We start from the raw sequence: 12,766 nt of genomic DNA, 5'->3' as shown, positions 1-12,766 counted from the left end.
CGGTGGTTGCATGCGGCCCGTTTCCAAGATCGAACGTTCGGTGGCGCCCTTCGAGGTCGTCAGCGAGTACAAGCCCAGCGGCGACCAGCCGACCGCCATCGCCGACCTGGAGCGGCGCATCCGCGCGGGCGAGAAGGACGTCGTGCTCCTCGGCGCCACCGGCACCGGCAAGTCGGCGACCACCGCGTGGATGATCGAGAAGCTCCAGCGCCCCACCCTGGTGATGGCGCCGAACAAGACGCTGGCCGCCCAGCTGGCGAACGAGTTCCGCGAGCTCCTGCCGAACAACGCCGTCGAGTACTTCGTCTCGTACTACGACTACTACCAGCCCGAGGCGTACGTCCCTCAGTCGGACACCTACATCGAGAAGGACTCCTCCATCAACGAGGAGGTGGAGCGGCTGCGCCACTCCGCGACCAACTCCCTGCTCACCCGCAGGGACGTCGTCGTGGTCGCCTCCGTCTCCTGCATCTACGGCCTCGGCACGCCCCAGGAGTACGTGGACCGGATGGTCCCGCTCAAGGTCGGCGAGGAGATCGACCGCGACCAGCTGCTCCGCCGCTTCGTCGACATCCAGTACACCCGGAACGACCTGGCGTTCACCCGCGGCACCTTCCGGGTGCGCGGCGACACCATCGAGATCTTCCCGGTGTACGAGGAGCTCGCCGTCCGCATCGAGATGTTCGGCGACGAGATCGAGGCCCTCTCCACCCTCCACCCGCTGACCGGCGAGGTCATCAGCGAGGACCACGAGCTGTACGTGTTCCCCGCCAGCCACTACGTCGCGGGCCCCGAGCGCATGGAGCGGGCGATCAACGACATCGAGCGCGAGCTGGAGGTCCGCCTCGCCGAGCTGGACAAGCAGGGCAAGCACCTGGAGTCCCAGCGGCTGCGCATGCGCACCACGTACGACATCGAGATGATGCGGCAGATCGGCTCCTGCTCCGGCATCGAGAACTACTCGATGCACTTCGACGGCCGCGAGCCCGGCTCCGCGCCCAACACCCTCCTCGACTACTTCCCCGAGGACTTCCTCCTCGTCATCGACGAGTCGCACGTCACCGTGCCCCAGATCGGCGCCATGTACGAGGGCGACGCCTCCCGCAAGCGGACCCTGGTCGACCACGGCTTCCGGCTCCCGTCCGCCCTCGACAACCGCCCGCTGAAGTGGGAGGAGTTCCAGGAGCGGATCGGCCAGACCGTCTACCTCTCCGCGACCCCCGGCACGTACGAACTCTCGCGCGGCGACGGCTTCGTCGAGCAGATCATCCGCCCCACCGGACTCGTCGACCCCGAGGTCGTCGTCAAGCCCACCGAGGGCCAGATCGACGACCTGGTCCACGAGATCCGGCTGCGCGCCGAGCGCGACGAGCGGGTCCTCGTCACCACCCTCACCAAGAAGATGGCCGAGGACCTCACCGACTACTTCCTGGAGCTCGGTATCCAGGTGCGCTACCTGCACAGCGACGTCGACACCCTGCGCCGCATCGAGCTCCTCCGCGAACTGCGTGCCGGCGAGTACGACGTCCTCGTCGGCATCAACCTCCTCCGGGAGGGCCTCGACCTGCCCGAGGTGTCCCTCGTCGCCATCCTCGACGCCGACAAGCAGGGCTTCCTGCGCTCCGGGACCTCCCTCATCCAGACGATCGGCCGCGCCGCGCGCAACGTGTCGGGCCAGGTCCACATGTACGCGGACCGGATCACCCCGGCGATGGAGCAGGCCATCGAGGAGACCAACCGGCGCCGCGAGAAGCAGATCGCGTACAACACGGAGCGCGGCATCGACCCGCAGCCGCTCCGCAAGAAGATCAACGACATCGTCGCGACCATCGCGCGCGAGGAGATCGACACCGAGGAGCTGCTCGGCACCGGCTACCGGCAGGGCAAGGAGGGCAAGGGCGCGAAGGCCCCCGTGCCCTCGCTCGCCGCGCACGGCCCCACGGGCAGGGGCAAGGGCGGCAAGGCGGCCGCGGCGGGCGGGACGGTCCAGCTCGGCGACCGGCCCGCCACCGAACTGGCCGCGATCATCGAGGAGATGACCGACCGGATGCGCGCCGCGGCCGCCGAGCTGCAGTTCGAGGTGGCGGCCCGGCTCCGTGACGAAGTGGGGGAGCTGAAGAAGGAGTTGCGCCAGATGAAGGAGGCGGGACTCGCCTGACCGGAGGCGCGGGGACGGGCGGTCCGGTGTGTTGCAAGACCGACACAAAACCGGACCGTGTCTCCGCCGTGTCGGTGCCGCTGCGTAGGGTGCTCGACAACCGCACGCACCGGACAGCGGGCGCGGGGAACGTTCGACGAGAGGGGCAACGCGTGTCGGTCAACATGACCAAGGGTCAGGCCATCAGCCTGGAGAAGCGGGGCGGGGGCAGCCTCACCCAGGTGCGGATGGGGCTCGGCTGGCAGGCGGCGCCGCGCCGCGGTCTCTTCGGCTCGCGCACCCGGGAGATCGACCTGGACGCCTCGGCCGTCCTCTTCGCCGAGAAGCAGCCGGTCGACGTGGTCTTCTTCCGTCACCTCGTCAGCGACGACGGCTCGGTCAAGCACACCGGCGACAACCTGGTGGGCGGCGCCGGCCAGGGCGGCGACGACGAGGCGATCCTCGTGGACCTGGAGCGGGTGCCGGTCCACATCGACCAGATCGTCTTCACGGTGAACTCCTTCACCGGTCAGACCTTCCAGGAGGTGCAGAACGCCTTCTGTCGGATCGTCGACGAGACGAACGGGCAGGAGCTCGCGCGCTACACCCTCGACGGCGGCGGCAACTACACCGCGCAGATCATGGCGAAGGTGCACCGGGTCGGCTCCGGCTGGCAGATGACGGCCCTGGGCAACCCGGCCAACGGCCGCACCTTCCAGGACCTGATGCCGGCGATCCTGCCGCACCTGTAGAAGGCCCGGCACGGCACACCCACAGCTCCCGGAGGCACCAGGCCACCGGGAGCTGTCCGCATGAACTCGCATGAACTCGCACAGGAAACGCTGAGGGGACAGAGACGATGACGGCCGAGCTGGTCCGTGGGCAGAACCATCCCCTGCCCGAGACCCGACTGGAGATCCGGGTGTCGGCCGGTTCCCCCGTCCTCGCCGGAGCCACCCTCGGCGACGAACAGGGCCGGGTGGCGGGCGAAGAGTGGATCGCCCACCCCGGCACACCCGCCCTCCCCGGTGTCGACGTGCCCGGCCGGACCGCCGCCGACCACCGGCTCGCCGTCGACCTGGACGCGGTCCCCGGCGCCGTCCACCGGGTCTCGGTCCTCCTCGCCCTGGCCGGGGGAGCGGACCGCTTCGGGGCCCTCGCCGCCCCCTTCGTCGCCGTCAGCGGCCCCGACGGAGCCGAGATCGCCAGCTACACCATCACCGGCCTCGACCGGGAGTCCGCCGTCGTCGCCCTGGAGCTGTACCGCCGCCAGGGCGCCTGGAAGGTCCGCGCCATGGGCCAGGGATACGAGGGCGGGCTCGCCGCCCTGCTCGGCGACCAGGGCCTGGAGCGTCCCGAGGAGCTCGCCGCGACGATCCTGGCGGCGGGGGCACCCGAGCGGGACCTGCCGGCCGAGGCCCCCGTGCCGCGCGTCCCCCAGGTGGAGCGCGTCCACCAGCCGACGGCACCCGCCCCGGACCCGGCGCCCGCGTCCGTACCGGATCCGACACCCCCGGCCGCCGCGGGAGGCCCCATCAGCTACGCCCACCCCGGGCGCCGCACGGAGGCTCCCGCCCCGGCGCCGGAGCCCCGGCAGGCCCCTCCCGTCCCGGTCGCCGGGGACGCCTCGGGCTGGTCCATGGACGAGCGGCTCTACAACCAGGTGTGGGGCATGTTCGAGGACCTGGCCCGTACCGCCGCCGCCTATCGCAGCGCCTGCGACTTCGCCGAGTCCCGGCTCGACCGCGAGCTCGACGAGACGCTCACCGACTACCGCGCCAGGGCCGGGGGCGCGAACGACGCCGCCCGGGCCGCCGCCCGCGCCCGGCACGACGAGCTCGTGGAGCGCGCCCGGGAGGTCCTGGACCGGGACCTCGCCCAGCTCGCGGCCGAGTCCGAGGTCGTCGAGCCGGCGCTGCCCGTCGCCTACGCCCGCTGGGACAACCCCGTCTGGCACGCCTACCGCGTCCCCGACGAGGAGCCGATGGCCGTACGGCTCGGCGACCTCCACCTCCCCGAGCGCACCGACCTGCGGATCCCCATGCTCGTCCGGCTGCCGCTGGAGCGCGGGCTCTGGGTGGACTCCGGCCGCGGCCACTCCGAGGCGGCCGCGCTCCTCGACGAGGTCGAGCTCCGGCGGCTCGCCCTGGACTCCGCCGTCGCGCACGCGGCGCGACTGCTCGCGGCGTACCCGGCTGGCGGTTTCACCGTCCATCTCGTCGACCCGGCCGGCGCGGGCGCCGCGGCCCTCGCGCCCCTCGTGGAGACGGGCGCGGCCGCCCCGCCCGCCCGGGGCGCGGCCGGTGTCTCGGCGGTCCTCGAACAGCTCACGGAGCGGGTCGACCTGCTGCAGATGGCCCAGCGGGGCGGTGCGGCCGACGCGTTGCCGCCCGGTCTGGACACGGCCCGGCAGCTGCTGATCGTGCACGACTTCCCGCACGGCTTCGACGACCGGGCGGTCACCCGGCTGCGGTACCTCGCGGACGAGGGGCCCTCGGTCGGCGTCCATCTGATGATGGTCGCCGCACGCGAGGACGCGGCCGCGTACGGGCCGCTGCTCGACCCCCTGTGGCGCTCGCTGCTGCGGCTCACCCCGGTGCCCGACGACCACCTCGCGGATCCCTGGGTCGGCCATGCCTGGTCGTACGAGCCGCCGCTCCTTCCGCCGGGCAGCGCGGTCCTCCGCCAGGTCCTCACGCAGGTGGCGTCCGCTCGCCATGGAAAGCGGTTCTGACCTGGCCTTTTGGTGGCCTTTTACCCTGCCCTTTACCTTCTCTTGGTCTTTCGGGTAGTCTTTTCGGTGCGGAGGGGAGTACTCCCCATTGCGCGGCGTACCCGTCAATACGGACGGATCCTCAGCGATCCGATCCCGGGGCGTCGGCCCGGCGGCCCGTACGCCGCCCGGGTGGAAGAGACCTCCGGCAGCGACGACGCTGATCAGTAGCCGTACGACGCCGGAGGCGCAGTGGACGTTTCAATGACCCTGTGGGTCCTGACCATTCTCGGTCTGGGTGCCCTGATCGGTGCCGACTTCTTCATCGGGCGCAAGCCCCATGACGTGTCGGTCAAGGAAGCCGGAATCTGGACGATCGTCTGGATCGTCCTCGCCGCGCTCTTCGGCCTCGGCCTGCTGATCTTCGGCAACAGCCAGGCCTCCGGCGAGTTCTTCGCGGGCTACGTCACCGAGAAGTCGCTCAGCGTCGACAACCTCTTCGTCTTCGTCCTGATCATGGCGAAGTTCTCGGTCCCCTCCCACCTGCAGCAGCGGGTGCTGCTCGTGGGCGTGCTGATCGCCCTGGTGCTCCGCGCGATCTTCATCGCCGCCGGCGCCGCGATCATCGCGAGCTTCTCCTGGGTCTTCTACCTCTTCGGCGCGTTCCTGATCTACACCGCCTGGAAGCTCATCCAGGAGGCGCGCTCCGACGAGGAGGAGGACGACTGGGAGGAGAACCGTCTCCTCAAGACCGTCGAGAAGAAGTTCGGCGTCGCCGACCGGTACCACGGCACCAAGCTCTTCATCGTCAACAACGGCAAGCGGGTGCTGACCCCGTTGATGGTCGTCATGCTGGCCATCGGCACCACCGACATCCTCTTCGCCCTCGACTCCATCCCGGCGATTTTCGGCCTCACCCAGGACCCGTACATCGTCTTCACCGCCAACGCCTTCGCCCTCATGGGTCTGCGGCAGCTGTACTTCCTGATCGGCGGCCTGCTCAAGAAGCTGGTCCACCTCAGCTACGGCCTGTCGGTGATCCTCGGCTTCATCGGCGTCAAGCTCGTGCTGCACGCGCTGCACGAGTCCGGGGTGCACGTCCCGGAGATCACCATCCCGTTCTCGCTGGCGGTCATCGGCGGTGTCCTGGTCATCACGACCATCACCAGCCTGATCGCCTCCAAGAAGCAGGCGCAGCGCGAGGCGGCCGAGGCCGCCGCGGAGACCGCCCCGAAGGCCGGCGTCGAGGCCTGACGCCCCGCCCGCACACCGACGGCCGACCGGATCCCCTCCGGTCGGCCGTCGCCGTGCTGTGCGCGGGTCCCCGTCAGGCGGCGGCGGGCTCGGGAGCCGGCCGGCCGGTGCGGCCCGGGAGGGTCTCCGGGAGCAGGACGAAGCAGCCGAGGCTCACCAGGGCGACCAGCGTGAGATAGGCCGCGACGCCCCAGGGCGGGCCCGAGCCGCCGTCGGAGAGGGCCGTGGCGACCATGGGCGTCAGAGCGCCGCCCAGGACGCCCGCCAGGTTGTAGCCGACGGCGGCGCCGGTGCAGCGGACGCGGGGCTCGTACAGCTCCGGGAGGTACGCGGCGACCACCGCGAACATGGTGATGAAGGCCAGCATCGAGCCCAGGAAGCCGAGGAACATCAGGAGCGGCCGCGCGGTGTGCAGCAGGGCCACCATCGGGAACATCCAGAGCGCGGAGGCCGCGCAGCCCGCCAGGCAGAGCGGCCTGCGGCCCCAGCGGTCCCCCAGGAGCGCCACGAACGGGGTGACCGCGCCCTGCACCGCCACCGCCGCCATGACACAGGTCAGCATCACCGTGCTGCTCACCCCGAGCCGCTCGGTGCCGTAGGCGAGCGCCCAGGTGGAGACCGTGTAGAAGACGGCGTACCCGACCGCGAGCGCCCCGGCCGTCAGCAGTACGAGCCGCCAGTGGTCGCGGACGACCTCGGCCAGCGGAGTGCCCGCGCGCCGCCCGGACGCGGACAGCTCCTCGAACTGCGGGGTCTCCGCCAACGAGGAGCGCAGCAGCAGTCCGACGAGGGCGAGCAGCCCCGCCGCCCAGAACGGCACCCGCCAGCCCCAGGCGCGGAACTCGGCGTCGCTCAGCCCGGCGGTGAGCGCCAGCATCACCCCGTTCGCCAGGAGGAAGCCGACCGGGGGACCGATCTGCGGGAAGCTCGCCCACAGCGCGCGCCGGTGCTCGGGGGCGTGCTCGGCGGTGAGCAGGACCGCCCCGCCCCACTCGCCGCCCAGGCCGAGCCCCTGAAGGAAGCGGAGGGTGAGGAGCAGCGCCGGGGCGGCGATGCCGAGCGTCGCGTACGTCGGGACGCAGCCGACCGCGACCGTGGCGCAGCCGGTCAGGAGCAGCGAGGCGAAGAGGACCGGCCGCCGGCCGTACCGGTCGCCGACGTGCCCGAAGAGGACCGAGCCGAGGGGACGGGCGAGGAATCCGGCGGCGAAGGTGCCGAAGGCGGCCAGGGTCCCGGCCAGCGGCGAGAAGGTGGGGAAGAAGAGCGGCCCCAGGACGAGGGCGGCGGCCGTCCCGTACACGAAGAAGTCGAAGAACTCGATGGCGGTGCCGACGAGCGAGGCGGCGGCGAGCCGCGCCATCGAAGGGGCCGGGGGCGTCGGGGACGGCGACGGAGGGTGACTGTGGCGCATGTCGCGCCAACTACCCCGCCGCCGTCCGGGTTACGGGGGCGTACGGGAGTGCGCAGCTCGGAGGCCGCGCGCCGGGCGTCACCAGCCGCGCTCGTGCCACTCCGCGAGGTGGGGGCGCTCGTCACCGAGCGTGGTGTCCTTGCCGTGGCCGGGGTAGATCCAGGACTCGTCGGGCAGGACCGCGAAGAGCTTGGTCTCCACGTCGTGGATCAGGCTCGCGAAGGCCTCCGGGTCCTTCCAGGTGTTGCCCACGCCGCCGGGGAAGAGGCAGTCGCCGGTGAAGACGTGGGGGTGGCCGTGCGGGTCGTCGTAGACCAGGGCGATCGAGCCCGGCGTGTGCCCGACCAGACGGCGCGCGGTCAGCTCGACCCGGCCCACCCGGATCGTGTCGCCGTCCTCGACGGGCACGTCGGTCGGGACCGGGATGCCCTCCGCGTCGTACGCGCCCGCGTACGTCGTGGCGCCGGTCGCGGCGACGACCTCCTCCAGGGCCTGCCAGTGGTCGCCGTGCCGGTGGGTGGTGACGACGGCCGTGATGCCGTCGTCACCGATCAGCGTGAGCAGCGTCCCGGCCTCGTTGGCCGCGTCGATCAGCAGCTGCTCGCCGGTCGCCCGGCAGCGCAGCAGATACGCGTTGTTGTCCATCGGGCCGACCGCGACCTTCGAGATCATCAGGTCCGTGAGCTCGTGCACGTCCGCCGCGCCGCCGACCTTCACCACTCCGCTGTACGTCATGGCCTCAGACTAGCCCCGGGGAGTGACAGTGGCGGCTACAGCGGCGGAAGCTCCGGCAGGGAGCCGCCCGCGACCTTCAGGGCGGAGCCGTCGCGACGGCCGGCGAGCCAGCCGAGGAGCTCGGGGGCGGGGCCGCTCACGGTCACCTCGGAGCCCTCCGCGGAGCCGGTGGTCCAGCTGCCCGCGCCGTCCTCGGTCAGGACCCGGGTCGGCGGCACGGCCGCGTTGCCGGTGAACCGCTCCGTCAGGAAGTCGATCTCGCGCTGCACGAACTCCTCGGGCAGGTCCTCCAGCTCGTAGCCGACGCCGAGGTCGACGTGATGGAGGGCGACCTCCACCCAGCGGCGGAAGGGGATCCGGGAGGCGCTGTCGGTGACCCCGTTGCGGAGCTCGACCGTGCGGCTCCAGTCGGCGGGCTCGGCACCCACGGCCTGGAAGCGGTCGGCGGACTCGCGCAGGTCGGCGAGGTGGACGTCGAGCGGGCGGGCGGCGTCGCGCTCGATGTCGGCGTCGCGGGTGGCGGCGTCGGCGTACATGGGACGGCCCTGGAGGACGTTGACCAGAGCGTCGGCGTTACGGGCGACGTGGGCGAGCACGTGGCCGCGCGTCCAGCCGGGAAGCCGTGACGGCTCGGCCGTCGCCGCGTTGTCCCATGAGGCGGCCGCGGTCAGCAGCCGCTCGGTCGCCTCGCGTACGGAGGCAAGGTCGATTTCGTGGTCGATCATGGCGCCGACCCTAGCGCCGCCACTCATTCGGGTGAAGCGGTCTCGGTGCGGACGGAAATCGAATGTGCGTGCTATAGGCTCGACGGAAGCATCCGGCATCCTTGGTTGTTGGGTGTGTCAGGCACATCCGCTCTCTCAAGAAAGGTGCGGACCGGCGTGGCCGACCGTCTCATCGTCCGTGGCGCTCGCGAGCACAACCTCAAGAACGTCTCGCTCGACCTCCCGCGTGACTCCCTCATCGTCTTCACCGGGCTCTCGGGGTCGGGCAAGTCCTCCCTCGCGTTCGACACGATCTTCGCCGAGGGGCAGCGCCGGTACGTCGAGTCGCTCTCCTCGTACGCCCGGCAGTTCCTCGGCCAGATGGACAAGCCGGACGTCGACTTCATCGAAGGTCTGTCGCCCGCCGTCTCCATCGACCAGAAGTCGACCTCGCGCAACCCGCGCTCGACGGTCGGCACCATCACGGAGGTCTACGACTACCTCCGCCTGCTCTTCGCCCGCATCGGCAAGCCGCACTGTCCCGAGTGCCGCCGCCCCATCTCCCGCCAGTCGCCGCAGGCCATCGTCGACAAGGTCCTGGAGCTCCCCGAGGGCAGCCGCTTCCAGGTGCTCTCCCCGCTCGTGCGCGAGCGGAAGGGCGAGTTCGTCGACCTCTTCGCCGACCTGCAGACGAAGGGCTACAGCCGCGCCCGCGTGGACGGCGTGACCATCCAGCTGAGCGAACCTCCGACGCTGAAGAAGCAGGAGAAGCACACGATCGAGGTGGTCGTCGACCGCCTCACCGTGAAGGACAGCGCCAAGCGCCGGCTCACCGACTCCGTCGAGACCGCGCTGGGACTCTCCGGCGGCATGGTCGTGCTCGACTTCGTCGACCTCGCCGAGGACGACCCCGAGCGCGAGCGGATGTACTCGGAGCACCTCTACTGCCCGTACGACGACCTCTCCTTCGAGGAGCTGGAGCCGCGCTCCTTCTCCTTCAACTCGCCCTTCGGCGCCTGCCCCGACTGCACCGGCATCGGCACCCGCATGGAGGTCGACCCGGAGCTGATCGTCCCCGACGAGGAGAAGTCCCTCGACGAGGGCGCCATCCACCCCTGGTCGCACGGCCACACCAAGGAGTACTTCGGCCGGCTCATCGGCGGACTCTCCCAGGCCCTCGGCTTCCGCACGGACATCCCGTACGCCGGGCTGCCGCAGCGCGCCAAGAAGGCCCTGATGCACGGCCACAAGACCCAGGTCGAGGTCCGCTACCGGAACCGGTACGGCCGCGAGCGGGCGTACACCACCCCGGCCTTCGAGGGCGCCGTCTCCTTCGTCAAGCGGCGCCACACCGAGGCCGAGAGCGACTCCAGCCGCGAGCGCTTCGAGGGCTACATGCGCGAGGTGCCCTGCCCCACCTGCGAGGGCTCCCGCCTCAAGCCGATCGTCCTCGCGGTCACGGTCATGGACCGGTCCATCGCCGAGGTCTCCGCGATGTCGATCAGCGACTGCGCCGAGTTCCTCTCCCGCCTCACGCTCAACGCCCGTGACAAGAAGATCGCCGAGCGGGTCCTCAAGGAGGTCAACGAGCGGCTGCGCTTCCTCGTCGACGTCGGCCTGGACTACCTCTCGCTCAACCGGGCGGCCGGCACGCTCTCCGGCGGCGAGGCCCAGCGCATCCGGCTCGCCACCCAGATCGGCTCCGGCCTGGTCGGCGTGCTCTACGTGCTCGACGAGCCGTCCATCGGCCTCCACCAGCGCGACAACCACCGGCTCATCGAGACCCTGGTCCGGCTCCGGGACATGGGCAACACGCTCATCGTCGTCGAGCACGACGAGGACACCATCAAGGTCGCCGACTGGGTCGTCGACATCGGCCCCGGCGCCGGCGAGCACGGCGGCAAGGTCGTCCACTCCGGCTCCCTGAAGGAGCTCCTCGCCAACAAGGAGTCGATGACCGGGCAGTACCTGTCCGGCCGCAAGGCGATCGCCACCCCGGACATCCGCCGCCCGGCGGACCCCGGACGTGCGCTCACCGTGCACGGCGCCCGCGAGAACAACCTGCGGGACATCGACGTCTCCTTCCCGCTGGGCGTCCTCACCGCCGTCACCGGCGTCTCCGGCTCCGGCAAGTCGACCCTGGTCAACGACATCCTCTACACCCACCTGGCGCGCGAGCTGAACGGCGCCAAGTCGGTGCCCGGACGGCACACGCGCGTGGACGGCGACGAGCTAGTCGACAAGGTCGTGCACGTCGACCAGTCCCCGATCGGCCGCACCCCGCGGTCGAACCCGGCGACGTACACCGGCGTCTTCGACCACGTCCGCAAGCTCTTCGCCGAGACGATGGAGGCCAAGGTCCGGGGCTACCTGCCCGGCCGCTTCTCCTTCAACGTCAAGGGCGGCCGCTGCGAGAACTGCTCCGGCGACGGCACGATCAAGATCGAGATGAACTTCCTCCCGGACGTCTACGTCCCGTGCGAGGTCTGCCACGGCGACCGGTACAACCGGGAGACCCTGGAGGTCCACTACAAGGGCAAGTCCATCGCCGAGGTCCTGAACATGCCGATCGAGGAGGCCCTCGACTTCTTCGAGGCCGTCCCGACGATCGCCCGGCACCTGCGCACGCTCAACGAGGTCGGACTCGGCTACGTCCGCCTCGGGCAGTCCGCGCCGACGCTCTCCGGCGGCGAGGCGCAGCGCGTGAAGCTCGCCTCCGAGCTCCAGAAGCGCTCGACGGGCCGCACCGTGTACGTCCTCGACGAGCCGACCACCGGTCTCCACTTCGAGGACATCTCGAAGCTGATCAAGGTCCTGTCCAACCTGGTCGACAAGGGGAACTCGGTGATCGTCATCGAGCACAACCTCGATGTCATCAAGACCGCGGACTGGGTCATCGACATGGGCCCGGAGGGCGGCAGCGGCGGCGGTCTGGTCGTCGCCGAGGGCACGCCCGAGGAGGTCGCCTCGGTCCCGGCGAGCCACACCGGCAAGTTCCTCCGCGAGATCCTCGGCGCCGAGCGGATCAGCGACGCCGCGGGGACGATCCCGGCGGCCCGCGGTTCGAAGAAGGCGGCGGCGAAGAAGCCGGCGGCGAAGACGGTGGCGGCGAAGGCCCCCGCCAAGAAGACCGCGACCAAGGCGGTGGCCCCCGCGAAGAAGGCCGCCACGGCCACCAAGGCCGCCGCGAAGAAGGCGACGACCCGCACCCGCAAGGCGTGAGGTCCGGGCAGGGCCCCCGACAGGGGGTCCTGCCCGCGTCCCCACCCCGGGCCCGGGGAGGACCTCCCAGGTCAGGCCCGGCCGACAGGGCGGGAGGGGGCGCCGGTATCGTCGGGTCGGTCACCCATGGGGTGTCTTGTCCCCGATCTCACCGTGGAGCGCTCATGTCCGGCCAGTCCAGCCGCCGCACCGTACTGAAAGGCGCGGCCCTCGCCGGAGCCGCCGGGCTGGGAGTCGCCGCCTGCTCCACCGAGTCCAAGCTCGGCCACGCCGAGGTCCCGACCCCGACCGCCCCGGTCCCGCTCGGCGCCCCGGACGAGATCCCGGTCGGCGGTTCCAAGCTCTACCGCGAGCAGCGGCTCGTCGTGAGCTGCCCCGCCAAGGGCCAGTACAAGGCCTTCAGCGCCCAGTGCACGCACGCCGGCTGCGTCCTCGACAAGGTCGAGGAGAACGAGGGCAACTGTCCCTGCCACGGCAGCCGCTTCGACGTGACGACCGGCAAGGCGATCCAGGGCCCCGCCACCGTCCCGCTCCCCGAGGTCCCGATCCGCGTCGAGGACGGCAAGCTGGTCGCAGGCCCCGGGGCCTGA

9 protein-coding genes are annotated in these 12,766 nt (G+C 71.2%); 6 read left to right on the top strand and 3 right to left on the bottom strand.

All coding sequences use genetic code 11. The features are described from left to right. The first annotated feature begins 10 nt into the window (after positions 1–10). The 4 genes from uvrB to AB5J54_RS10380 all read left to right on the top strand — a co-directional run bounded on the left by uvrB (position 11) and on the right by AB5J54_RS10380 (position 6,104). Positions 11–2,158: an excinuclease ABC subunit UvrB gene (gene uvrB, locus AB5J54_RS10395; protein WP_369143627.1), complete on the top strand. Its 2,148-nt coding sequence runs from the start codon at positions 11–13 to the stop codon at positions 2,156–2,158. A gap of 152 nt (positions 2,159–2,310) precedes the next feature. Further along, a complete protein-coding gene (locus AB5J54_RS10390; RefSeq protein ID WP_030692674.1) occupies positions 2,311–2,889 on the top strand; it encodes a TerD family protein in 579 nt (192 codons plus the stop codon). Between the two features lie 107 nt (positions 2,890–2,996). Then, positions 2,997–4,871 (top strand): TerD family protein, encoded by a 1,875-nt coding sequence (locus AB5J54_RS10385; protein WP_369143626.1) that lies wholly within the window; start codon positions 2,997–2,999, stop codon positions 4,869–4,871. A gap of 231 nt (positions 4,872–5,102) precedes the next feature. Next, positions 5,103–6,104: a TerC/Alx family metal homeostasis membrane protein gene (locus AB5J54_RS10380; protein ID WP_369143625.1), complete on the top strand. Its 1,002-nt coding sequence runs from the start codon at positions 5,103–5,105 to the stop codon at positions 6,102–6,104. 73 nt (positions 6,105–6,177) lie between these two features. Here AB5J54_RS10380 and AB5J54_RS10375 read toward each other — a convergent pair whose 3' ends face one another. The 3 genes from AB5J54_RS10375 to AB5J54_RS10365 all read right to left on the bottom strand — a co-directional run bounded on the left by AB5J54_RS10375 (position 6,178) and on the right by AB5J54_RS10365 (position 8,975). Further along, the gene (locus AB5J54_RS10375; RefSeq protein WP_369143624.1) at positions 6,178–7,464 is read right to left on the bottom strand and encodes an MFS transporter; all 1,287 of its coding nucleotides are present in this window, start codon (positions 7,462–7,464) and stop codon (positions 6,178–6,180) included. A gap of 129 nt (positions 7,465–7,593) precedes the next feature. Then, positions 7,594–8,250 carry an MBL fold metallo-hydrolase gene (locus AB5J54_RS10370; protein WP_369143623.1) on the bottom strand — a complete coding sequence of 219 codons (657 nt, stop codon included), beginning with the start codon at positions 8,248–8,250 and terminating at the stop codon, positions 7,594–7,596. 35 nt (positions 8,251–8,285) lie between these two features. Further along, positions 8,286–8,975 carry a maleylpyruvate isomerase family mycothiol-dependent enzyme gene (locus tag AB5J54_RS10365; RefSeq protein WP_369143622.1) on the bottom strand — a complete coding sequence of 230 codons (690 nt, stop codon included), beginning with the start codon at positions 8,973–8,975 and terminating at the stop codon, positions 8,286–8,288. A gap of 156 nt (positions 8,976–9,131) precedes the next feature. On the opposite strand from AB5J54_RS10365, the gene uvrA reads away from it, so the two are divergent. Beyond that, the gene (gene uvrA / locus AB5J54_RS10360; protein WP_369143621.1) at positions 9,132–12,176 is read left to right on the top strand and encodes an excinuclease ABC subunit UvrA; all 3,045 of its coding nucleotides are present in this window, start codon (positions 9,132–9,134) and stop codon (positions 12,174–12,176) included. Positions 12,177–12,340: 164 nt separating this feature from the next. Then, positions 12,341–12,766, top strand: coding sequence for a Rieske (2Fe-2S) protein (locus AB5J54_RS10355; protein ID WP_369143620.1), 426 nt, complete (start codon positions 12,341–12,343; stop codon positions 12,764–12,766).

Origin of the sequence: Streptomyces sp. R44, from assembly GCF_041053105.1 — a bacterium.
In the GTDB taxonomy this organism is placed as follows: domain Bacteria; phylum Actinomycetota; class Actinomycetes; order Streptomycetales; family Streptomycetaceae; genus Streptomyces.
Note: the sequence above shows the minus strand (reverse complement) of the source record. Positions and strands in the feature narration are given on the sequence as shown.

What these genes read in the sequence shown, in the direction of transcription:
- AB5J54_RS10355 (WP_369143620.1), top strand. Translation starts at nt 12,341, where the DNA reads ATGTCCGGCCAGTCCAGCCGCCGCACCGTACTGAAAGGCGCGGCCCTC.
- AB5J54_RS10365 (WP_369143622.1), bottom strand. Translation starts at nt 8,975, where the DNA reads ATGATCGACCACGAAATCGACCTTGCCTCCGTACGCGAGGCGACCGAG.
- AB5J54_RS10385 (WP_369143626.1), top strand. Translation starts at nt 2,997, where the DNA reads ATGACGGCCGAGCTGGTCCGTGGGCAGAACCATCCCCTGCCCGAGACC.
- uvrB (WP_369143627.1), top strand. Translation starts at nt 11, where the DNA reads ATGCGGCCCGTTTCCAAGATCGAACGTTCGGTGGCGCCCTTCGAGGTC.
- AB5J54_RS10375 (WP_369143624.1), bottom strand. Translation starts at nt 7,464, where the DNA reads ATGGCGCGGCTCGCCGCCGCCTCGCTCGTCGGCACCGCCATCGAGTTC.
- AB5J54_RS10370 (WP_369143623.1), bottom strand. Translation starts at nt 8,250, where the DNA reads ATGACGTACAGCGGAGTGGTGAAGGTCGGCGGCGCGGCGGACGTGCAC.